Annotated in this window: 18 protein-coding genes and 5 tRNA genes; 3 read left to right on the forward strand and 20 right to left on the reverse strand. The window is 52.4% G+C overall.

The annotated features are described in order from the left end of the window. Positions 1-27 precede the first annotated feature (27 nt). Both Q0L39_RS01860 and Q0L39_RS01865 read left to right on the forward strand, forming a co-directional pair. Positions 28-729, forward strand: a complete 702-nt coding sequence (locus Q0L39_RS01860; RefSeq protein ID WP_296626644.1) for an ABC transporter ATP-binding protein — start codon at positions 28-30, stop codon at positions 727-729. Between the two features lie 29 nt (positions 730-758). Further along, a complete protein-coding gene (locus Q0L39_RS01865) occupies positions 759-3,785 on the forward strand; it encodes an FtsX-like permease family protein (protein WP_296626645.1) in 3,027 nt (1,008 codons plus the stop codon). Positions 3,786-3,844: 59 nt separating this feature from the next. Here the strand turns inward: Q0L39_RS01865 and Q0L39_RS01870 are convergent, their stop codons facing one another. Both Q0L39_RS01870 and Q0L39_RS01875 read right to left on the reverse strand, forming a co-directional pair. Continuing rightward, positions 3,845-4,903 (reverse strand): P1 family peptidase, encoded by a 1,059-nt coding sequence (locus Q0L39_RS01870; protein ID WP_296626646.1) that lies wholly within the window; start codon positions 4,901-4,903, stop codon positions 3,845-3,847. A 24-nt stretch (positions 4,904-4,927) separates the two neighbouring features. After that, the gene (locus Q0L39_RS01875) at positions 4,928-5,899 is read right to left on the reverse strand and encodes a transglutaminase domain-containing protein (RefSeq protein WP_296626647.1); all 972 of its coding nucleotides are present in this window, start codon (positions 5,897-5,899) and stop codon (positions 4,928-4,930) included. A gap of 272 nt (positions 5,900-6,171) precedes the next feature. On the opposite strand from Q0L39_RS01875, the gene Q0L39_RS01880 reads away from it, so the two are divergent. After that, complete coding sequence (locus Q0L39_RS01880) at positions 6,172-7,542, forward strand: MATE family efflux transporter (RefSeq protein WP_296626648.1); 1,371 nt, start codon at positions 6,172-6,174, stop codon at positions 7,540-7,542. 75 nt (positions 7,543-7,617) lie between these two features. On the opposite strand, the gene Q0L39_RS01885 is transcribed toward Q0L39_RS01880, so the two are convergent. From Q0L39_RS01885 to tig, 18 genes are all read right to left on the reverse strand, one after another. Then, complete coding sequence (locus Q0L39_RS01885) at positions 7,618-8,511, reverse strand: radical SAM protein (RefSeq protein ID WP_296626649.1); 894 nt, start codon at positions 8,509-8,511, stop codon at positions 7,618-7,620. Between the two features lie 60 nt (positions 8,512-8,571). Continuing rightward, positions 8,572-9,666, reverse strand: coding sequence for an aminoglycoside phosphotransferase family protein (locus Q0L39_RS01890; RefSeq protein WP_296626650.1), 1,095 nt, complete (start codon positions 9,664-9,666; stop codon positions 8,572-8,574). Positions 9,667-9,682: 16 nt separating this feature from the next. After that, on the reverse strand, positions 9,683-10,606 hold the full coding sequence (locus Q0L39_RS01895; protein ID WP_296626651.1) for a sugar phosphate nucleotidyltransferase: 924 nt from the start codon (positions 10,604-10,606) through the stop codon (positions 9,683-9,685). Positions 10,607-10,813: 207 nt separating this feature from the next. Then, on the reverse strand, positions 10,814-11,593 hold the full coding sequence (spo0A, locus tag Q0L39_RS01900) for a sporulation transcription factor Spo0A (protein ID WP_296626652.1): 780 nt from the start codon (positions 11,591-11,593) through the stop codon (positions 10,814-10,816). 326 nt (positions 11,594-11,919) lie between these two features. Next, positions 11,920-11,994: transfer RNA gene (locus tag Q0L39_RS01905), tRNA-Cys, on the reverse strand. A 4-nt stretch (positions 11,995-11,998) separates the two neighbouring features. Next, positions 11,999-12,074, reverse strand: a tRNA-Gly gene (locus tag Q0L39_RS01910). A gap of 4 nt (positions 12,075-12,078) precedes the next feature. Then, positions 12,079-12,154: transfer RNA gene (locus Q0L39_RS01915), tRNA-Phe, on the reverse strand. A gap of 17 nt (positions 12,155-12,171) precedes the next feature. After that, positions 12,172-12,248 (reverse strand) — tRNA-Asp (locus Q0L39_RS01920). A gap of 5 nt (positions 12,249-12,253) precedes the next feature. Beyond that, positions 12,254-12,329: transfer RNA gene (locus Q0L39_RS01925), tRNA-Val, on the reverse strand. 320 nt (positions 12,330-12,649) lie between these two features. After that, positions 12,650-13,540, reverse strand: a complete 891-nt coding sequence (gene hslO, locus Q0L39_RS01930) for an Hsp33 family molecular chaperone HslO (RefSeq protein ID WP_296626653.1) — start codon at positions 13,538-13,540, stop codon at positions 12,650-12,652. 37 nt (positions 13,541-13,577) lie between these two features. Continuing rightward, the gene (locus tag Q0L39_RS01935; RefSeq protein ID WP_296626654.1) at positions 13,578-14,375 is read right to left on the reverse strand and encodes a class I SAM-dependent methyltransferase; all 798 of its coding nucleotides are present in this window, start codon (positions 14,373-14,375) and stop codon (positions 13,578-13,580) included. Next, positions 14,365-14,664, reverse strand: a complete 300-nt coding sequence (locus Q0L39_RS01940; RefSeq protein ID WP_296626655.1) for a YerC/YecD family TrpR-related protein — start codon at positions 14,662-14,664, stop codon at positions 14,365-14,367. Before Q0L39_RS01940 ends, Q0L39_RS01935 begins: the two co-directional genes overlap by 11 nt. A 190-nt stretch (positions 14,665-14,854) precedes the next feature. Further along, positions 14,855-16,153 (reverse strand): diaminopimelate decarboxylase, encoded by a 1,299-nt coding sequence (gene lysA, locus Q0L39_RS01945; RefSeq protein ID WP_296626656.1) that lies wholly within the window; start codon positions 16,151-16,153, stop codon positions 14,855-14,857. 51 nt (positions 16,154-16,204) lie between these two features. Next, entirely contained in the window at positions 16,205-16,819 is a 615-nt protein-coding gene (yihA, locus tag Q0L39_RS01950) for a ribosome biogenesis GTP-binding protein YihA/YsxC (protein ID WP_296626657.1), read from the reverse strand. Between the two features lie 34 nt (positions 16,820-16,853). After that, positions 16,854-19,298, reverse strand: a complete 2,445-nt coding sequence (gene lon, locus Q0L39_RS01955) for an endopeptidase La (protein WP_296626658.1) — start codon at positions 19,296-19,298, stop codon at positions 16,854-16,856. 217 nt (positions 19,299-19,515) lie between these two features. Beyond that, positions 19,516-20,847, reverse strand: a complete 1,332-nt coding sequence (gene clpX / locus Q0L39_RS01960; RefSeq protein ID WP_296626659.1) for an ATP-dependent Clp protease ATP-binding subunit ClpX — start codon at positions 20,845-20,847, stop codon at positions 19,516-19,518. Positions 20,848-20,864: 17 nt separating this feature from the next. Beyond that, positions 20,865-21,446, reverse strand: coding sequence for an ATP-dependent Clp endopeptidase proteolytic subunit ClpP (gene clpP / locus Q0L39_RS01965; RefSeq protein ID WP_296626660.1), 582 nt, complete (start codon positions 21,444-21,446; stop codon positions 20,865-20,867). 300 nt (positions 21,447-21,746) lie between these two features. Continuing rightward, complete coding sequence (gene tig, locus Q0L39_RS01970; protein WP_296626661.1) at positions 21,747-23,111, reverse strand: trigger factor; 1,365 nt, start codon at positions 23,109-23,111, stop codon at positions 21,747-21,749. Positions 23,112-23,313: the final 202 nt, after the last annotated feature.

The raw sequence follows: 23,313 nt of genomic DNA on the forward strand, positions 1-23,313 counted from the left end.
CGGGAAAAAGCAGGGAGGGAATACAGGATGTCTTTTGTAGAATTTCACGATGTCAAAAAGGTCTATCACATGGGAGAAATCACCATCAACGCCCTCAATGATGTTAACTTCAGCGTAGAAAAGGGAGAGTTCTGTGTCGTTGTCGGTGCTTCCGGCGCCGGAAAAACCACCATTCTGAACATCCTCGGCGGAATGGACACCCTCAGTGAAGGCTCGGTGTGGCTCGATGGCAAGGAGATCTCCGCCTACACATCCCGCCAACTGACCGAATATCGCCGCTACGACATCGGCTTTGTCTTTCAGTTTTACAACCTTGTCCAGAATCTGACTGCACTGGAAAACGTCGAGCTTGCCGCACAGATCTGCAAAAATCCGCTGCCGGCTGCCACCGTCCTGGAGGAAGTCGGACTCAAAGACCGCATGGGCAACTTTCCGGCACAGCTCTCCGGCGGTGAACAGCAGCGTGTCGCCATCGCAAGAGCGCTTGCCAAAAACCCCAAGCTGCTGCTGTGCGACGAGCCAACCGGTGCGCTCGACTACAACACCGGCAAAGCCGTCCTGAAGCTGCTGCAGGACACCTGCCGCCAAAGCGGCGTCACCGTCATCGTCATCACCCACAACCAGGCCATCACCGCGATGGCCGACCGCATTATTACCGTCAAGAGCGGCACCGTTGTCAGCGAGGTTCTGAACCCGAACATCGTGCCGGTTGAACAGATCGAGTGGTAATTTTGTCCTGAACAAAAAGGGGTGAAGTGATGGGATCTTCGATGAGGAAAACCACACTGCGCGAGATCCGTCAGAGCTTTGGCAGATACTTTGCCATCGTTGCGATCGTCGCGCTGGGTGTCGGTCTGTTTTCCGGCCTGAAAGTAACCAGAAGTGCCATGGTCAGCAGTGCACAGCTGTATTTTGACCAAACCAATCTATACGATCTTCGGCTGGTGTCCACCGTCGGCTTTGACACCGACACCGCCAAACAGCTCTCCCGCAGAGAGCGTATCCTCGACGCAGAGGGTGCTATCTCGGTGGATGTCCTGATGCAGAACAATGAGGGCGAAGAAACCGTCCTGAAGGTGCACAGCCTGATGGAACAGCAAAACCTGCCGGTCGTTGTCCACGGCCGGATGCCGCAGTCTGCCGACGAGTGTGTCGTGGACGCACTTGCCTTCGGTGAGGACGCCATCGGCACAACGCTGACCTTATCGAGCAACAACGACGAGGATACCGACGAGATGTTCGCTCAGAAGAGCTTCCGCATCGTCGGCACGGTCAACTCCTCCTACTATGCAAACTATGAGCGCGGCACCACTTCGCTGGGCAACGGCACCATTCAGGGCTTTATGATGGTGGACAGAGAAGCCTTCGACTGTGACTACGACACCGAAATCTTTCTGCGGGTCAACACCGGCGGCGCTGCCATCTACTCGGATGAATATGATGATTCCATCGACGAGGTGGAGGACTGGCTGGAGGACTATGCACAGGAGCAGGCAGACCAGCGCTACGAACGCCTGAAAGCCGAGGCACAGGAGGAACTCTACGTCGCACAGCAGCAGCTGACCAACGAAACCTCCAAGGGAGAGCTGGAGCTAAACGACGCTTCCGCCCAGCTTTCCAGCGCACAGGTGGAGCTGGAAAGCGGAAAGGCGCAGTTTCAGAGTGGAAAATCCGAGCTGGAAAGCGGAAAAGCACAGCTTCAGCAGCAGGAACAGGAGCTGCAGCAGCAGAAAACCGAACTGCTGCTGCAAAAGCAATCGGTGCTCAACGGGCTCTCCCAGGTGGCAGCCGCCAAAGCACAGACTGCCAGCCTGGACTCGACCTCCTATGCGCAGGCACTCAGCCAGGAACAGCAGCTGCAGGCAAGCCTCAGCCAGATTGAGGCGGGACTGATCGAGATCGAATCCGGTCTGCAGCAGATTCAGCAGCAGAAAACCGAGTTAATTACAAAGGAAGCCGAGCTGCGCGACTCACAGATGCAGCTGGAAGCGGCACAGCGCGAATATGACGCCGGTCAGAAGGATTATCAGCAGGGCGTCGAGGAGCTAAACCAAAGCACAGAGGATGCGCAGGAGGAGCTGGACGACGCGCAGGAGGAGATCGACGACATGGAGGAGCCGGACGTCTACGTGCTGGACCGCAACACTAACATCGGCTACGCCAGCTTTGACAATGACTCCTCCATTGTAGATGCTATCGCCAACGTCTTCCCTATCTTCTTCTTCCTGGTCGCTGCACTGGTATGCGTCACCACCATGAACCGCATGGTCGAGGAACAGCGCACCCAGATCGGTGTGCTCAAGGCGCTGGGATACAGCGAAGGCAGCATCATGGGAAAATATCTGTTCTATTCGGGCAGCGCTGCCGGATTAGGCTGCCTGTTCGGGTTCTTCGGCGGGTCGTACATCTTCCCGTTGGTCATCTGGCAGGCCTATAAGATCATGTACACCATGGGCGACATCCAGTTTGTACTTGATCCCAAACTGGCGCTGATTTCGCTGGTCGCCGCCATGCTGTGTTCGATGGGAACCACCTTCCTCAGCTGCCGCTACGAGCTGATCAGCGTTCCTGCACAGCTGATCCGTCCAAAAGCGCCCAAGGCCGGCAAACGAATCCTGCTGGAATACATTCCGTTTTTATGGAACAACCTGTCCTTCCTGGTCAAGGTTTCGATTCGAAATGTACTGCGCTATAAAAAGCGCTTCTTCATGATGGTGCTGGGTATCGGCGGCTGTACAGCGCTGCTGGTCACCGGCTTTGGCATCAAAAACTCGATTGCAAACGTCGCCGAACAGCAGTTTGTCAACATCCAGACCTACGGCATCAGTGCCTTGATGAAGGAAAACTATACGCAGGGAGAATGGGAGGAGATCAAAGAATATCTGCAGGAGGAAACCTCCGGCTATGCGCTTGTCTCCGAACGTTCGATGGATGTTTCCCTGGCTGACGGCGGCTCCAAGTCGATCACCCTGGTCATTCCCGAGGATGTTTCCCGCATCGACGACTACTGGGATCTGCACGATCAGGATGGCAATCCAATCGCTTATCCTCAGGAGGGCGAAGCGGTCCTCAATCGGGAATTTGCCCGCCGCAACGGCATCGACATCGGACAGGTATTGACACTGACCGACGAGGACGGACACGAGCTACAGCTTCGTGTCACAGCATTGAGCGAAAACTACATCTACAACTATCTGTATCTGTCGCCGGAAAGCTGGGAAAATCAGACCGGCGAAGCCGCTGACTTCCGAACCATCTATGTCAACACCGAGGGTGTACAGGATGAACACACCGTTCTGGCACAGCTGATGAACTTTGACGCGATGAGCAGCGTCACCGTCAATGCGGATACACTGGAAAAATTCAACAACATGATGCAGAGTCTGGACTACATTGTCATCCTGATTATCATCTGTGCAGGCTCGCTGGCCTTCATTGTTCTTTACAACCTGACCAACATCAATATCACCGAGCGCATCCGTGAGATTGCAACCATCAAGGTGCTCGGCTTCTACCCGTCAGAAACGGCCTCCTATGTTTTCCGTGAAAACATCTTCCTCACCGCCATCGGCGGCGCCGTTGGACTGGGTCTGGGCAAGGCGCTGCACTGGTTTGTCATGGAGCAGATCAAGGTCGATCTGGTCAGCTTTGACAAGATCATCCTGCCGACCAGCTACCTTTACAGCATCATCCTGACCTTTGTCTTTGCCTGCATCGTCAACCTGGTGATGTTCTCCAAGCTGGAAAAGATCAACATGGCAGAATCGCTCAAATCCATCGAATAAACATACAAAAAGGACGAACAGAGATTTTCTGTTCGTCCTTTTTTACGGTGATTATCCAGTTATTTCTTCAAACGCTCCAGCCAGTCGGACAGGCAGTCGACGTGGTGTCCTTCAAAGCCGGTGACTGCATCGGCACAGCACATGCTGTCCAGCACGGCCTCCTCGGCACATTCTGCCATGGCGCGGAATGCAAGGTCGATCTTATTTTCCGGCATCACTTCCATGCTGCACACCGCCTGTTCATCGTAGCGGATGCGTCTTGCCGTGGAAAAGCCGATCATGATCTCTCCGCTGCCGTGACCCACAAAGCTACCAAGCCGTGCCAGTCCTACGCTGGCACGCTTGAGGATGCGCTCCAGCTGCCGCTCGCTGACCGGAAGGTCGGTGGCGGCAATCATCATGATGCTGCCCTTGTCCGAAGCCTGCTGCATCGCCGCTTCGGTCTGGGTCTGCTGTGCGATGACCCTGCCGATGTTTTCTCCTGCGATGGTCAGGTCTGCCATGCGGCCGTGGTTGGATTGCACCAGCAGGCCGATGGTGTAGATCTTGCCGTCAATTTCGATCAGTCGGGAAGCCGAACCGATGCCGCCTTTGAGTCCATGGCAGATGGTTCCCTTGCCCGCACCAATATCGCCCAGTGCAAAATCCTTCTGTGCCCACTCAATCGCTGCAAACAGATGCTCCTGATGTACGGCACGGTGGCAGATGTCATTGAGGCGGCTGTCGTTGCACTCGCCGACCACTGGATTGATGCTCTTCATCACGACGCCGTCCTTCCGGCAGCGCTGCACCATGTATTCCACCAGGGCATCCTGCATCAGTCCCACATTCAGCGTATTGGTCAGCGCGATTGGGGTTTCCAGCGTACCCAGCTCCTTGACCTGCACCAGTCCGGTGGTCTTGCCAAAGCCGTTCCAGACAAAGCAGGCCGCCGGCAGCTTTTCTGCAAAGATGTTCTGCTCACACGGCAGAATTACGGTGACGCCGGTCTTATGCTGGTCAGTGTCGATGGTACAGTGTCCTACCCTGACGCCGGCAACATCGGTAATTTTGTTATAGTGGCCAGGTGGAAGTTCTCCCACGATGATTCCATAATCTCTGATACGCTTACTTTTCATGTCAAAACCCCCTCTTTGCTGTCCTTAACCCTGTCGTTTCAGGCTCTTTGTGCTGTTTTGCTCCGTTTTAGTCTCTTCCTGCTGGGTGGATGCTGCCTTTTTGCTGCTGGATGTTGTCTCAAAGTAGGAGCGTTCCGCCAGCACTCCCGGAGCACTGTTGTCCTCAACGTAATAGTCGACCGCATACTTTTTGCCCGCCAGGAAGGTCGGCGCGTCGCTGGCGCGCTGGTTGCCGTCATCCCAGGTCAGATCGACCATATAGTAGTTGCCGTCCAGCCACACATAGTTCCAGGCGTGCGGCTCCTTATAATAGCCGGTGACGATCCAACAGGGGATCTGTGCCTTATCGCACAGCAGCTTGAAAGCGTAGGCATAGCCCTGACAGACCGCCTTTCCCTCCATCAAAGCACCATAGGCATGGAAGGCGGTTGGATATTTGGTCGAGTCGCTCTGCGCCGCCTGAGTGTCATACTCTACGCGGTCCACCAGCGTCTCCTGAAAATATTGCAGCAGCTCGACGGTGGAATTTGTCTGCTGCTTACCTTGCTCGACGATGCGGTCCACTTCGTCAAACATCGCCTGTTTCTGCTGTCCGGTGAGGTCGAGATACTCCAGACGGTAGACTGCACGGTAGTATCCGTCCTGATTGGAGTAGTACACAAACTCGGTCTGATTGCTCAAAAAGCTCTCTGGATAGTCCCGACGAACCTGATACAGCGCCCGACGGCACAGCTCAATGAAGGTATCCTTGTCCTTGACAGGATTTTCAATGGTTAAATCCAGGCTGGTCTGTCCCGAAAGAATCGCCTGACTCAGCTGGCGATAAATCTGCATCTCTAACTCTGTCTGTCCGAAAAAACGAGTGACTACACCCTCCTGTTTGACAGGCTCCACCCGAACGGCGGACGCCTGCAGCGGCAGTGCGGAGACAGCTGCTGCTGCCAGTGCAATACACAGCATTTTTTTGAGTTGTCTGGTAAAATGATTTGTGTGCATGAAAACATTCCTTCCTTAGAAGATCCGGTAAACCTCAAGAGCGAACCTCCGGCGATACGATGTCGGCGCTCTGACTGTCTTTCCCTTTTTGCCGGATAGTGCCAGTATACCATGATTTTTCCGCTAATTCCAGAGAGAGGGATTGTTTTTACAGAAATTTACAAATTTAAAAATTGACAAAAGTATGTTGGGTTATGTACTTTATACTGATAGCGTGATAAAATATAAGAATCATAAAGCGTTCGGCTCAATGCCGGCAGGAGGGTAAGAAGATGGTACAAACAACCGATATGCGCAGCGGCAATATTATACGCGGACTGATTCAGATGGCGCTGCCGCTGATGCTGCTCAATCTCATCAATTCCTTTTACAACATTGTGGACACCTTTTTCGTCGGACAGATCGGTGAATTACAGGTAGGCGCGGTATCGCTGGTCAATCCGATCATGAACTGCGCGGTCGCCTTTGCTACCGGTTTGAGTGCAGCGGCACTGGCGCTGATCTCCCGCGCAGTCGGCGCCTCCGACCACGAGAAATCAAACGAACTTGCCACCCATCTGATTCTGCTGTCCGTCATCATCGGCGCAGTCATGACCATCGTTACACTGGTGGCGATGGATGGCATTCTGGCGTGGCTGAAAACCCCTGAAGAAATCTACAACGACAGCCGCAGCTATCTGTTTGGTATCTCGTTTGACTATGCAGGAATGTTTCTGCTGTCGGTATTTCATGCCATCCATCAGGCAAACGGCGACAGCAAAAGCGGTGTGCGTTTAAACAGCATTGCAGCCATCCTGAACATGATCCTCGACCCAATCTTCATCTTTGTGCTGGGCATGGGCACACTGGGTGCAGCAATCGCCACTACCCTGTCCAAAGTACTTGTGTTGCCTCTGATGTGCTGGCAGCTCTACCACGACCACAACGTCAGCCGTGTCAACATCCGCGCCTATCCTCTCACACTGCGCTCGGTCAAGGAGATTATGGTGGTCACCATCCCTGCTTCGGTGGGACAGTTCTTCACCGCCTTCGGCTTTATCCTGATGAACAAGGCCATCATCTATTACGGCTCGATTGCAATGTCCGCCTACGGACTGGGCAGCAAGATTGCCAACCTCTTTTACATCCCAGTCAATGGTTTGGGCGGCGCGCTGTCTGCTTTCATCGGTCAGAATCTGGGCGCAGGTGACATTCCACGTACCCGCTCATGCTACCACAAGTCGATGATTATCTGTGCATGGATTTCGGTGGTCACTACGATCTTCGGATGGATCTGTGCGCCGCATATTATCCCCTTCTTTGTCAACAACGCCTCTCAGGAACTGCTGACCATGGCAAACGAATACACCTTCTATTCGGTGGCAACCGTCTTTTTCATGGGCTGGTACAGCCTGCTCAACGGTGTATTCAACGGCTCAGGCCATACCGCCTATACCCTGTGCCTGTCGGTATTCCGTCTCTGGGGTTGTCGTATCCCGATGATCTACCTGTTCCGCTTCCTTGGATTTGGTCCGACCGGCATCTGGTGGTCCATGGTGCTCAGCAATCTCTGTACCTGCGTAGTAGGACAGGTGATGTATCAGTTCCATCGCTGGGAACGCCGTCCTGGTCAAAAGCGTGAAAAACAAGCCGTCCAGGCATAACAGAAAAGAAGTTCTAAAACAACAGGAGCCACACTGAATGATCATTCAGTGTGGCTCCTGCTTATTGTGATGTAATTATCGTTCTACTGCCGCATCGCTGATCGACACGATGCCGTGCAGATCACTTTCTTTGCCGGTGCCAAGCATCTGGTAGATACCTTCCAGCATCTTTTCCTTGTCATAGGGCAGCGTGCCGGTGACCATCACCGGATTGGTCACATGGCTGGTGGAAAATCCGGTGGGAGTGGAAAGCTCCAGGTGTTCCAGCAGACAGGCAAGCTCCTCGATTCGTTCACGACCATTTGCCTGCAGAAAGCTGCCTTCTTTGCACCAGGTTTCCAGCTCGGTATCAGGAAATACCGTCAGATTCATCATGATAATGTTGGACGAACGCACCTGATTGAGCATCTCGGCGCTGGCAATGGCGTTTTCCTCTCCGCAGCCATGGCCGCCCAATCCATAAATCAGGATGGAATTAAAGGGGATGTTTGCCTCGTTGAGCTTTTTTAACTGCTCGACCGCTTCGGCGGCAGTGTGTCCCTTTTTCATCAGTTTCAGGATGCGGTCGCTGCCGCTTTCCAGTCCGATGTACAAAAAGCCCAGTCCCAGCCGGTGCAGCTCCTTGAGCTGTTCGACGCTCTTATCGCGCAGATTCTTGATCGACGCATACATCGACACACACGCGCAGTAAGGCAGATATTTTTTGATCTGCACCAGAATCTCCTTCATCTGCTCAAACGGCAGACACAGAGGTTCACCGCCCACCAAAAAAACCCGTTCGGTGTAAGGGTTGTAGCCGGCAGCATCCCGAAGGTCCGCAATAATCTGGCGCATCGGGATGACTTCAAAGTCGACCGTCTTGTACATATTACAGAAGGCACACTGGTTATACGAACAGCCGCAGGTCACCTGCAATAGCAGCGAGTGACGCTCAAACGGCGGATAATAGATGATCTGGTCATACCGCATAGAAAAACCTTCTTTCCGATTTTCTTTCAGTATAATCCTTTTTTGTCCAGACGACAAGTATCAGCGCGCAAGATAGGTGCGGGAAATCTCCTCCAGCTGCTCCCAGCACTGTTCCATCTGGCGCACCAGGGTAAACTGGGTGCGGGCACGGTCAAGGTTATGATGCTCACGGCTGATCTTGAAATAGTGGTCGCCCTCCAAATAGTCGGTCAGAAAGCGCATACCACATTCGAGGGTCATCAGCTTGGCGCCCCATGGCAGTGTGAGAATCTCTCTCTCGGTCAGCGACTGGCCTGCCTGCTCCAGAAATCCCTGCGCACATACCTTGTACAGTTCCGGCAGGAAGTGGACCTTGCTCTGATCCTCCTCGTCCTCGCGGCAGTCATTGGCGCCAAAGCGGACGGTGTCGCCAAAATCGTTGGCGGCAAGTCCCGGCATGACGGTGTCCAGGTCGATGACGCACAGACCCTTCATCGTCTGCGCGTCCAACAGGACGTTATTGAGTTTGGTGTCGTTGTGGGTGACACGCAGCGGCAGCTGTCCCTGTTTCTGCAGATCGACCATCACTGCGCAGTCAGCTTTGCGTGCACGCAGAAAGTCGATCTCCTCCTGCACAGCGGCTGCTCTGCCCAGTTTATCCTCAGCGACTGCACGTTCAAAGTCGCCATAGCGTTTGACCGTGTCGTGAAATTGTGGAATCGTCTCACTGAGCTGCTCCGCCGGAAAATCGCTCAGCAGCCGCTGAAAGCGTCCAAATGCTGCGGCGCATTCGTACAGGTCCTGCTCATTTCTGGCTTTCTGAAGGCAGACATTGTCCTCGATATAGGACAGCATCCGCCAGCAGCTGCCGTCGTCCAGGCGCACATACAGTCCACCGTCGTCACAGCGGATCACCTGCATCGCTTCGCGGTCGACATCGCCGCCGGCCGCGCGGGTCTTTTCGCGCAAAAATTCGGTCACGCGCAGGATATTCTCCATCAGACCATCCACGTCGCGGAAGGTGTTGGTGTTGATGCGCTGCAAAATATACTGCTTCTTCTCGGTTTTTACCCGATAGGTATCGTTGATATGGCCGCTGCCGAAGGGTTCAGCCTCTTTGATCTCTCCCAGACTGGCCCAGGCAGCCAGTGCCTGCCATTGTGTTGATGTCTGCATTCTCTTCCGGTCCTTTCTATCTTTGCTGCTGCGGCGCCCACAGAGGCTGTGGATACAGGCCCTCTTTGCTCATCCGCTCAAAGGCAGCAACCACCGTCTCCTTGTCCTGCTGATAGGTCACGCCGTACCAGCGGTCGGAGCTGGTCAGCACGCGCACCTTGGCGTTTTCCTCGTGGATCATCCGGCTGACAATCGACGGCAGGAAGTACTCGGCCTTGAGCGGGTTTTCTTTCATCGCCTGTTCCAAAAAGGCTGGGAAGCCTTCCTGTGCCCGTTTGAGGAAGCTCTGCGGAAATCCCCAGAAATTCATCGACACTGGCACCTGCGGGTCCAGAGCAGTGAAGGTTTTTCCCTCGTCCTCGCTGTAACCGATGTTCTGTCCATCTGCTTCGATCCAGGTGCGTTCGGTTACCTCCTGCAAAAATCCCTCGCTGCTGACCTTGCAGATACCGCGGGAGACATGTCCGCTCTCGGTGACGGTGCTGCTCAATGGATAAGCAACCATTGCACAGCGCTCCTCGTCGCTGCAAAGCAGATCAAACAGCAGCTTGTATCCGTGCGGACCATAGTAGTCGTCAGCATTGATGACAGCAAACGGTGCGTTGATCACCTGTGCCGCGCACAAAACTGCATGACCGGTGCCCCAGGGTTTTTCCCTGCCTTCTGGAACAGAAAATCCCTGCGGCAGGTTGTCCAGCGTCTGGTAGGCATAGCGAACCTCAATATGCTCGCGCAGATGGCTGCCGACCGCCTCCTCGAATGCCTGCTCCATCTCCGGCTTGATGACAAAGACCACCGTTTCAAATCCGGCGCGCTTTGCGTCATACACCGAGTAATCCAAAATCTTTTCCCCATGCTTTCCCATCGGGTCGATCTGTTTGAGTCCATGATAACGGCTGCCCATTCCCGCAGCCAGCACAACCAAAACCGGTTTGTTCATGCCTTCTCTCTCCCATCTTGTGTCAAAGATTTGCCTTGTTTGCAGGCAAATCTTTGGTTTGATAAAAAATCACTTGTCTCAGTATAGCCGTTTTCGATGGGTTTGTCCAGCAATCAAACACCTTCCGCTTAACTTTTCCGCCGTCTGCATACAAAAACCTCTCTGTTTTTGAACAGAGAGGTTTTTTAAACTGCCGTCACCTTTTTATTAAAGGGCCTGCTTGTTTTTGAGCTGAAGTTTGAGGTTGTCCGCGATCATCGCAATAAACTCGGAGTTGGTGGGTTTTCCACGGCTGTTGCGGATGGTGTAACCAAAGTAAGAGTTGAGAACATCGACGTCGCCGCGGTCCCATGCTACCTCAATGGCGTGGCGAATCGCACGTTCTACACGGCTGGATGTGGTATTGTTCATCTTGGCGATGGTCGGATACAAGAGCTTTGTCACCGAATTGATCATATTGGGATCATTGACTGCCAGCACGATGCCGTCGCGCAGATAGTGATAGCCTTTGATGTGCGCCGGCACTCCGATCTGGTGGATGATTTCGGTCACCATCACCTCCAGGTTTGGACGTGCTGCGCCCTGAACATTGTTATCGCCTTTGTCCTTGTCCGAACGTCCGGTCAGCTGGAAGATGCGCTCTGCCACCATCTGCGGATCGATCGGCTTGAGGAAGCAGTAGGCTACACCGGAGGAAACCAGCTCCCTTTCTAGAATCGGGTTATTGTAGGTCGAGATAACCATAAAGATAGGAACGGTTTTGCCGTTTTCCCGCACCTGCTTGATGACACCGATGGCATCCAGATAGGGCATGAACACATCCATCAGCACCACATTTGGCTGATAGTCGCGGATCATCTCGAGCATCAGCTGTCCGTCCTTGGGTGCAACGGTGGTTTCAAAGCCACATCCACGAAGTGTTGCCGTACATTTTGCGCAAAATTCTTTATCATCGTCAGAAATCAGAATTTTCAATTTAGAATCCATATATAAGTCCTCCCACTCTAATAATTTTCCATACTTTTCCAATAAATGGAAATTTCTGGAAATAGATTATCATATTTTACAGACCTTTGCAAGAGCGGAAAATGGATTTTTTATCCGATGAGGCTGTTTTTTTGAAAAAAACTATTATTCTAACAAAAGTTCACGCAAAAAAATTGTCATTTTTAAAACTATTTACCGGAAAAATGGCAGAAGTTTTCGCCGCTTCCTCGGCGAGGTCAGCATTAGGATTGTCAAAAACAGGCAGAAGCACCTGCCCTTGTTTTGACAACAAAAAAAATCCCGACCGCGATTGCGATCGGGATTTCTGGAGGCGACACCCAGATTTGAACTGGGGAATAAAGGTTTTGCAGACCTCTGCCTTACCACTTGGCTATGTCGCCATATTGGAGCGGGTTACGAGGCTCGAACTCGCTACCTCCACCTTGGCAAGGTGGCGCTCTACCAGATGAGCTAAACCCGCAAATTGGTGCCTTCGGTCGGAATCGAACCAACGACACGAGGATTTTCAGTCCTCTGCTCTACCAACTGAGCTACAAAGGCATAGCCTAAAAATAGGCTGGCGACCTGGATGGGGTTCGAACCCACGACCTCTAGCGTGACAGGCTAGCGTTCTAACCAACTGAACTACCAGGCCATATTTGGTGGGAACTACAGGGCTCGAACCTGTGACCCTCTGCTTGTAAGGCAGATGCTCTCCCAGCTGAGCTAAGCTCCCACATTTTCTGTTCTCAGGTCCTTGGCATTTCGTTTGCCGTTGTTGTCCTGACAACGTAGATTATTATACTATGAGATTTTGAAAATGTCAACACTTTTTTGAAAAAAATTTCCATTTTTTCAAAAGGTCTCATTTTCCGCTTAACTAAGCCATTTTAAGAGCATTTGGAGGCTGGTTTTCAGAGGTTATTACGTAAAATATTGAATATTTTTTGATTGGTCTTGCCTTTGCTTTACACTCCTATCTTATGCAGGCAAAGTTCCAAAGTTTCCTGTACAGCAAAAAAATCCGCAGAAATTTTTTCTGCGGATTTTTGCAAGCTATGCTTTTTTGCTCCGGATCACTTTGATCAGATTTCGGATGTCGTTGGGTGTAAACTCATACTTTTTATCGCAGAACTGACAGCCAACCTCAATGGTCTTGTCCTCCTGCTCAATCTCCTCCAGCTCCTTGGTGCCCAGGCTGATGAGTGCGCGCTCCACCCTTGCACGGCTGCAGTCACAGACGTATCCCATCTGATACTCGTCAATGATGTTTGGCTCAAAGCCATCCATCGCTGCAAAGGCGATCTGTTCCGGCGTCATTCCCTGACGGATCATGGTCGATACCGGCGGCAGCTTTTTGATGTTCCCTTCCACGTGGGAGATGGTCTCCTCATCTGCACCTGGCAGCAGCTGCAGCAGATAGCCGCCTGCCGCCGCAACACTCAGGTCAGGGTTGACCAGCACGCCCAGACCGCAGACGGTTGGAATCTGTTCGCTGGTCGCATAGTAGTTGGTGATGTCCTCGGCGATCTCTCCCGATACGATCGGCACCTGTCCGACGTATGGTTCCTTCATGCCCATGTCCTTGATGACATACAGGAATCCGTCGTCGCCCACTGCTCCTGCAACGTCCAGCTTTCCTTTGCTGTTGAGCGGAATCTCAACAACAGGGTTGCCTACATAGCCCTTGACGTTGCCAGTACCGTCCGATACGGCGATCAGCATTCCAGCTGGGCCCTTGCCTTCCATGCGCAGTGTCACCGAATCCTTGGTGCTCTTGAGCATGGTGCCCATGATCGAGGCAGCTGTCAGCAGTCTGCCCTCGGCCGCAGTCACTACTGCGGAAGTTTTGTGGATCTGTTCCATGCGGGCAATGGCGTCGGTGCTGTCCACTGCACAGCACATGACCATTCCGTCTCTGGAAATTGTCCTGACAATTTTTCCCATAATTGTTCCTCGTATTTCTCTTTTTGTATGCCGGTGGTTAGTTAGCCGGCTTCTGTGCCACATAGATGATGCGCTGGGTGTCCGGCTGCACCGGATCAAAGCTGTCCGCAGCGTAGGTGGCCAGCAGCTTCAGGCCGCTGTTGCGGATAAACGATTGAATCTCCTCGTCGGTATATGCCCGCTCACAAAAGCTCTCGCTGGTGCGGGTATAGCGGTCGATCTGTGCATCGTACTCAAAAAAATCCAGGTCCATCTGAACCTGAAATCCTTCTTCACAGTAGCTGTTCTGCCAGACGCAGTACACATCCTCGCGGTCAAACACAAACACCTGATTGCCCAGCACCTCGCGGTGCTTATAGACGCTGTTGACATCAAAGACAAACACCGCTCCTGGGTTCATAAACAGGCTGACCCGATCAAACACCTTCTGCACCACTGCGGCATCGGTGATGTGGTTGAGGCTGTCCAGCGCGCACACTGCCGCGTCGATGGTTCCGTACATATCCAGCTCCTGCATCGGCTGGCACAAAAACAGAACCTTTTCGATCTGCGGGTCGCTTGGCTCCTCGCGTTCAAAGTCCTCGCCATACAGCGCCCGTGCCTTTTTCTGCATGGCTTCGGAGAGCATCTCCTGGGAGGCATCGGTGCCCACCACGTCATAACCCAGCTTTGCCAGTTCGATGGAAAGCGAACCGGTGCCGCACGCCAGATCCAACAAAATGGAGGCGTCAGGGTTAAAGCGTCGGATGATGCTGTCAAAATAAGCTGCCCGCGCCGGATAGGAGATGTTGTCGGTCAGTTCATCATAAAAATTGGCAAAGGTATTATAACTCATGATCCTTTTCCAACCTCTCAAAAACAATGCGGTAACCGTCACAGCCGTAGTTGAGCGAACGGTTGACACGGCTGATGGTCGCTGTGCTGGCGCCTGTTTCTGCTACGATATCGCTGTATACCCGATGATCGTCCAGCATCTTGGCAACCAGAAGGCGCTGTGACAACGCTCTTAGCTCCGGCACAGTGCACAGGTCCTCAAAAAATTTGTAACATTCTTCCATCGTTTCCAGCTTTAGAATCGCCTGAAACAAAAGCTCGACGTTGAGTTCCTTGAGTTTTGAATTCATTTTCCGATGTCCTCCTGCCTTATATATCGACACTAATTTTAGCATTTTATAACACTAAAGTAAAGAATAAAGCCAGAGATTTTACAAAAGATAAAAAATTATTATCATGTTAGCATGACTATGCTTTTGGTTTTTGTGCAGGTAGCATAGAGGCCCTGGTTTTGTGCTCAGGGCCTCTGTTTGCTGCTTTTTACAGATCGTTGCGGGTCAGATCTTCCAGACTCTCTCTGCGGACGATCACGCGGGATGCTCCGTCATGCACCATGACCACAGCCGGACGGCAGATGCGGTTATAGTTGGATGCCATCGAATAGTTGTAGGCACCGGTGGAAAGCACCGCTACAATGTCGCCGCTCTCCATCTTCTGTACCAGCATCTTTTCTCCCAGCAGATCGCCGCTCTCGCAGCATTTGCCCGCCAGAGTGACGGTCATCTCCTTTGGTTGTGCCGCTTTGTTGGCAACTACCGCCTCATATACCGACTGATACAGCGCATAGCGCGGGTTATCGGTCATGCCACCGTCCACCGCTGCATAGGTGCGGATATTCGGAATCTCCTTGATGGAGCCGGCGGTATACAGGGTGATGCCGGATGGACCGACAATCGAACGTCCTGGTTCCAGCATCACAAAAGGCTGTGGGAATCCAAGGCGATGACAGCAGTCTTTCACCACTTCAGATACCTTTTCCATATAGCTGTCGTAGCGCAGTGCCTGATCCTCTTCGGTGTAGCAGATGCCAAAGCCGCCGCCAAGGTCGAGCTGTTCGATCACATGGCCTGTTTCCTCTTTGACCTGTGCCATCAGCTCAATCATGCGCTGTGCTGCCAGTTCAAACGGTTCCAGCTCAAAAATCTGGGAGCCGATGTGACAATGAACGCCCTTGAGCACAACATGCTTCATGGTCAGCGCCTGACGGATGATCTGCATCGCTTCGCCGTTTTCCAGTGCGACGCCGAACTTGCTGTCGATCTGGCCGGTGCGGACAAAATCATGGGTATGTGCATCGACACCTGGCTTGATACGGAAGGCGATATTGACCGTTTTCTCCATCTGCTCTGCCATACGGTTTAAACGTACCAGCTCATATTCGTTGTCCACGATTATCAGTCCGACACCGGTTTCCAGCGCATAGCGCAGCTCATGGTCGGTCTTGTTGTTGCCATGGAAGCAGATGCGTTCTGCCGGAAAGCCTGCCTGCAATGCGGTGTACAGCTCTCCTTCGGAAACGACATCCAGACCCATCTGTTCCTGGTCCATGATGCGGCAGATTTCCTTGCAGCAGAAAGCCTTGCTGGCGTAGCAGACCATTCCTCTGCCATCGTAGTAGCGTTCGATCGAATCGCGGTAGCTGCGGCAGGCTGCACGGATACCGTCCTCGTCCATCACATAAAGTGGTGTGCCATACTGGGCTGCCAGCTCTACGGTGTCACAGCCGCCGATGGTCAGATGTCCCTGCTGATTGACACCCAGACGCTCGGATTGTTTCATTACACATCTTCCTCTCTGTTTTATCCTCTATTTTTCATGCTCTCCCGATAGTTAGAGGGCATTTTCTTCATCCTCGTTCTGTGCTTCCTGCGCAATTTCCTCAATGATTTCGCGCAGCTGTTCTACACCGTCTCCCTTGACAGCGGAAAACGGCACCATATGGATTTGGTCAGCACAGGGAAGTTCGGTCTGCAGTGCAGCCAGACGTTCCGCCTGCTGTTTTGCAGAGAGCTTGTCCTTTTTGGTCAGTACCACGACAAAGGGCAGCTCGTTTTCAATCAAAAAGTCGATCATCATCAAATCGTCCTTGGTGGGCGCATGGCGCATGTCGATCAGCTGGAACACCAGCCCGATGCGGCGGTCAGAATTGAAATAGGTTTCGATCAGGTCCGCCCAGCGCTTCTTTTCTCCCTGCGATACCTTGGCATAGCCGTAGCCTGGCAGGTCGGCAAAGCGCACATTCTCCAAGCGGAAAAAGTTGATGGTCGCCGTTTTGCCTGGGACAGCGCTGACGCGAGCCAACGTCTTGCGGTTGAAAATCTTGTTAATCAGGCTGGACTTGCCGACATTGGAGCGGCCTGCAAAGGCAATCTCCACCAGATCGGAGGCAAACAGCTGGTCTGCCCGTCCAAAGGAGGTTTCAAAAACGACGTTATGGTAGTTCATGGGTGCCGTTTCCTTTCTGTCGTACATGGATCGTTTATGCGTTCAGACGCGGTTTTGGTGCAGAAACCTTGTTCACCACCGAAACAGCCTCTTCTTTGACCGGAGGAGTTTTGTCCGGTGTACACAGCGGCAGCACCGGCACCAGCGCCTTTTCCAGTACAGCGCTGATCTCTTTGACCGGTACGAAGGTCACATTCTCCTTGACCACCGGATCGACCTCATACAGGTCCGGCTCATTGGCCTTTGGAATGATGACCGTCTTGATGCCGTTGCGGTAAGCTGCCATTGTCTTTTCCTTGAGACCGCCGATCGGCAGAACTCGTCCGCGCAGGGTGATTTCACCGGTCATTGCTACATCGTGGCGCACCGGAATACCGCTGAGAGCGGATACCAGTGCAGTGGTGATGGTCACACCAGCCGATGGGCCGTCCTTTGGAACTGCGCCCTCTGGAAAATGAATGTGAATATCCTTGTTGGTATAGAAATCCTTGTCGATGCCATAGTTCTGGCACAGGCCGCGCACACAGGTGATGGCTGCCTTGGCAGACTCCTTCATAACGTCGCCCAGCGAGCCGGTCAGCTCGAGCTTGCCGCTGCCGTCGGTGACAGCGACCTCCGCCTGCAGAATCTCTCCGCCTACTGCGGTCCACGCCAGACCGTTGACGACGCCGACCAGATCTTCCTTCTCCAGATCGTCGTCCTTAAACTTCTGCGGGCCCAGCAGCGATTCCAGCATCTTGGAGCTGATATAGCAGCTCTTTTTCTCGCCTGCAACAATCATCTTGGCGCTCTTGCGGCACAGCGAAGCAATTTCACGCTCGAGGGTACGCACGCCAGCCTCACGGACATAGTGGTCGATCAGCGAATAAACCGCATCATCATAGAAGCGGCAGGTGCGTCCATTCAAGCCATGGCGTTTGACCTGCTTTGGAACGAGGTGACGTTTTGCAATCTGGAACTTTTCCTCGCGGGTATAGCTGGACAGCTCGATAATTTCCATACGGTCATACAGCGGGCCAGGGATGCCGGACGGATCGTTAGCGGTTGCAAAGAACAGGACATTGCTCAAGTCCAGTGGAATCTCCAGATAATGGTCGCGGAAGGCAAAGTTTTGCTCCGAGTCAAGCACCTCCAGCAGCGCCGAGGACGGATCGCCCTTGTAATCGCTGCCCAGCTTGTCGATTTCATCCAGCAGCATCAGCGGGTTCATGCTGTCTGCCTGTTTGATGGCGGACACAATGCGGCCAGGCATTGCACCGATATAGGTCTTGCGGTGACCGCGGATGTCTGCTTCATCGCGCACGCCGCCCAGACTCATGCGGACATAGTTTCTGCCCATGGCAGCGGCGATAGATTTTGCAATCGAGGTTTTGCCGACACCTGGAGGGCCTACCAGACAGATGATCTGGCCCTTGATGTTCGGTTCGAGCTTGCGCACTGCCAGAATTTCCAGAATACGCTCTTTGACCTTCTGCAGACCGTAATGGTCGGCATCCAGTTTTTCCTTGGCAGCGTTGACATCCAGCTTGTCCTCGGTCATCTTGTTCCACGGCAGCGAAAAGACGGTGTCCAGATAGTTGCGGGAGACCATTGCTTCCTGGCTGTTGTACATCATCTTGGAGAGCTTATTGATCTCCTCGGTCAGTTTTTTCTCGGTCTCCTCGTCAGGGTGAATCTCCTTGAGCTTCTGACGATACTTTTCAATCTCGTTGTCGCTGTCCTCGTCGTCGCCCAATTCGGCATGGATAGCCTTGAGCTGTTCACGCAGGTAGTATTCCTTCTGGTTGCGGTCGACCTGCTCTTTGACGCGCTCGGCAATGCTGCGCTCGATCGAAAGAATCTCATTTTCGCGGCGCAGCAGCGTGCTCAGCAATTCCAGACGCTTGCGGATGCTGGATTCCTCCAGAATCATCTGCTTGTCCTCAATCGAGAAGCCCAGATTCTGCGCCAGATATTCGCTGACATAAACCGGATCTTCTGCACCGATGATATTGACCACCAAATCCTTTGGCATCTTTGGTGCATAGTAGCAGTATTCCTCAAACAGGTCCTTGACCACCCGCAGATACGCGTCGATGGTCATCTGCTTGCCTTCCTCCACAGGGTTCATCGGAAGTTCCTCGCACATTACCTCGTAGAACGGGTCGTCGCCGATGAGCTCGCACATCCGCGCACGGTAGACACCCTCCACGACAACGCGGACAACCTCGCCCTGTGCTTTGAGAATCTGTTTAACCTTGGCGACCACACCGACGGTGTACAGATCGTCTTTGGTCGGATTTTCCACTCTGCTGCTTTTCTGGGTCATCAGAAAAATGCGCTGATTGCCCTGCATGGCGCGATTGAGCGCCAGGATGGATTTCTGGCGTGCTACATCAAAGTGCAGCACCATCTTTGGAAACATGACCAGCCCACGGATGGCGATTGCCGGCAGGCGCAGGGTCTGAACGTGAGTTACCTGAATCTGTTCTTGGGTCATTCCTAATCACCTTTCCTTTTTCCGGCGGGAAAAAGCCGCCGTTTCTAAAGATACATCTATCTGAAAATGATGTTGTTTTCCTCTTTCGGAAGTCTCCCTCTCCCCAGGGATGCCTCCATATCCAACAAATAAAACTGTCTGGTCATTTCATTATATAGCAAAGGAACGTCCCTGTAAAGCAGTGGACGTTCCTTTGCAAAAAAAGTATGTTTCCGGTTTAAGCAAATGTCTTGCGGCCTTTGTGGGATTTTTCCTTGTCCGGAGAGACTGGAATCATCATGCGCACCGGCTTTTTGAGCGGGTCATGTTCATAGACAAAGGACTTTTTGTCCTCCACGCTCTGTTTGGTGACCAGAATGCGGCTGATGGTGGTGTCGGACGGAGATTCAAACATCACGCCGTCCAGTACTTCCTCCATGATGGCACGCAGACCACGGGCGCCGGTTTTACGCTCGATGGCGCGCTCTGCGATTGCCTCCAGTGCTTCCTTCTCAAAGTCGATGGTCACACCCTCCAGCTCAAACAGCTTTTTGTACTGTTTGACCAGCGAGTTTTTCGGCTCGGTCAGGATGCGGACCAGTGTTTCCTTGTCCAGAGCGGTCAGGGTAGCGATGATTGGCAGACGGCCAACCAGCTCCGGAATCAGGCCAAATTTGACCAGGTCCTGTGGGGTAATCTGAGAGAGCAGCACATCCTGCTCCAACAGGGTTTTATCCTGAATCTGTGCGCCGAAGCCCAGCGAGGACTTGGCAACACGGCTCTCGATCGCTTTCTGGATGCCATCGAAGGCACCGCCGCAGATAAAGAGGATCTTGGAGGTGTCGATCTGCAAAAACTCCTGGTTCGGATGTTTTCTGCCACCGTTCGGTGGAACGTTGGCGATGGTTCCCTCCACGATTTTTAAGAGTGCCTGCTGTACACCTTCGCCGCTGACATCACGGGTGATCGAGGTGTTCTCCGATTTACGGCCGATCTTGTCGATCTCATCGACGTAGATAATGCCGGTCTCGGCGCGCTCGATGTCCCAGTCCGCTGCCTGAATCAGACGAAGCAGGATGTTTTCAACGTCCTCACCAACATAGCCTGCTTCGGTCAGGGTGGTAGCATCAGCGATGGCAAACGGAACATTCATCGTCTTTGCCAGCGTCTGTGCCAGCATGGTTTTACCGACGCCGGTCGGACCAACCAGCAGAACGTTGCTCTTGGTGATCTCGACACTGTCATCGTTGTCCTTCAAAAATATTCTCTTGTAATGGTTATAGATTGCAACACTCAGCGCACGCTTGGCACGTTCCTGTCCGATGACATATTCGTCCAATACGCGCTTAATGTCCTGCGGCTTTGGCATCGGCATGGTTTCGGCTGCCGATGCTGCCTTTTTGGGTTTGGAGCGCTCGCTGGAACGGGTTTCTCCGTCCAGCACCTCCTGGCACAGCTCGATGCACTCGTTGCAGATGCATACCCCTGGGCCTGCGATCATGCGCTCTACCTCGTCCTGGTATTTTCCACAGAACGAGCATCTTAACATCTTATCATCATTCTTTGGCATGGAACAAACACCAATCCTTACCGTTTATCAATAATTTTGTCCACCAGTCCGTATTCCAGTGCCTGCTGTGCGGTCATAAAGTTGTCACGCTCGGTGTCGCGCTCGATGACCTCCAGCGGCTGACCGGTTGCTTCGGAAAGCATCTGATTGAGGCGTTTCTTGGTATCCAGAATCCATTCGGTGTGGATGCGCATATCGGTCGCCTGACCCTGTGCGCCGCCGGATGGCTGATGAATCATGATGGTGGAATTTGGCAGGGCAAGACGTTTGCCCTTGGTGCCTGCGGAGAGCAGGAATGCGCCCATCGAAGCTGCCATACCCATGCAGATGGTGGAAACATCACACTTGATATACTTGATGGTATCATAGATGGCAAGACCGGCTGTGACCGAACCGCCCGGGCTGTTGATGTACAGGCTGATGTCTTTGTCCGGGTCCTGACCTTCCAGGTACAGAAGCTGTGCGACAACCAGGCTGGCGGTGGTATCGTTGACCTCATCACAGAGCATGATGATACGGTCGTTGAGCAGGCGGGAGAAAATATCGTAGGAACGTTCTCCGCGATTGGTCTGTTCTACTACATAAGGTACTAATGCCATTTGACAAAACCTCCCTTTCTTTCATCAAAACAAAATCGGTTTGTCACGGGCGGGTGTGGACCGGCCCTTTGATTTTTCTGTATAAAAACTTACCAGATGTATCCTTGCCGGAGTCACTCTCTTTTAATCGCCGACATCTGGTTTTTTTATCCTTTGACAGCACGCAAAAAATGCGGCCGGCTATTCCTGCCGGCCGCAAACGGCTGTTTCTAAACGTCTTTCATTATACACGAAACGGTACGACAGTTCTTGTATAATCTATGAACGTTTTTTAAAAATCAAACCTGTTTTGAGGCAAAATTATTCTTCTTCGGAAGCTGCTTCCTCAGTTGCTTCGCCTTCGGCTTTTTTCTTGGACTTGGAAGCGGTCTTTTTGATCTTCTTCTCGGTAACGTCAGCAGAATCTCTTACCAGGTCGATTGCCTTGTTAACGGTAACGTCCTTGATAACCTCTTTCTCTGGCAGAACACCTTTGACCTTCTGTGCGTCGATGCCGTAGTTCTTAGCGATCTTCTCGTACTCAGCCTCGATGTCCTCTGGGGTAGCAGTCAGGTTTTCAACCTCAGCGATCTTCTCCAGTGCCAGTCTGATCTTTACCTGTCTCTCAGCGGACTCTTTGAAGGTCTCGCGGAAGGATTCCATAGTGGAACCGGTGTAGTGCAGGTACAGGTCGAGGTTCATGCCCTGGGACTGCAGACGATAGGTGAAGTCGTTAACCATCTCGTTGATCTTGTTCTCGAACATGCACTCTGGAATTTCGCCTTCCATGTTCTCGATAACGGTGGTGATCAGGCTGTTTTCCATGTCAACCTGTGCTTTTTTGTCTGCTTCCTTCTGGAGTCTTTCTTTAACGTCTTTTTTCAGCTCATCCAGAGTATCGAACTCGCTGACGTCTTTTGCAAACTCATCGTCCAGTGCTGGCAGTTCTTTTTCCTGGATGGTGTTGAGTTTTACTTTAAAGACAACCGGCTGACCTTTGAGGTCCTCTGCATGGTAATCTTCTGGGAAGGTAACGTTTACATCGAACTCGTCGCCGGTGTTGTGGCCAACAACCTGCTCCTCAAAGCCAGGGATGAACTGACCGGAACCGAGAACCAGTGGGAAGTTTTCGCCTTTGCCGCCTTCGAATGCAACGCCCTCTTTGAAGCCTTCAAAGTCGATGACAGCGGTATCGCCGTTCTTTGCAGCTCTGCTGTCGATGGTAGTCATGCGAGCGTTTCTCTCTCTCATTCTTTCCAGCTCAGCTTTTACATCAGCAGCCATGATGGACTCGATGTTCTTTTCAGCTTTGATGCCTTTGTAGTTCTTAACGGTAACGTCTGGTTTTACGGTAACAGTTGCTTTGAAGCTGAAGCCTTTGCCCTGCTCTACGGTCAGATCAGAAACGTTTGCACGGTCAACTGGCTCGATATTTGCCTCTGCAACAGCTGCTTCGTAAGCAGATGGGTAAACCATGTTGATAGCATCGTCGTAGAAGAACTCTTTGCCGTACATTTTTTCGATCATTGCTTTTGGAGCTTTACCTTTGCGGAAGCCTGGCAGAGCAATGGATTTTACTTTCTTTTTATACGCTTTGTTCAGCGCATCCTGGAACTGCTCCTCGCTGACGTTGATCATCAGCTCTACGGTGTTGTGTTCAAGTTTGTTTACAGAAGTCAAACTCATTTTATTTACATTCCTTTCTTTTTTTGTGCCGAGTCAGAACAGGTGATTGTCCCATCGCCGACTGCAAAGGGTCCCCTTACACCGAGACCGTCAAACGATCTGAAGACCCAGGCGATATGTTCAGACAATCCCTGCGGTCATACCTTGATCGGAACAGACCCTGCCCTCATAAAAAAAAAAGAACGGCACATTTTTATTCTTT

The organism is uncultured Negativibacillus sp. (assembly GCF_944388365.1).
Classification (GTDB): Bacteria; Bacillota; Clostridia; order Oscillospirales; family Ruminococcaceae; genus Negativibacillus.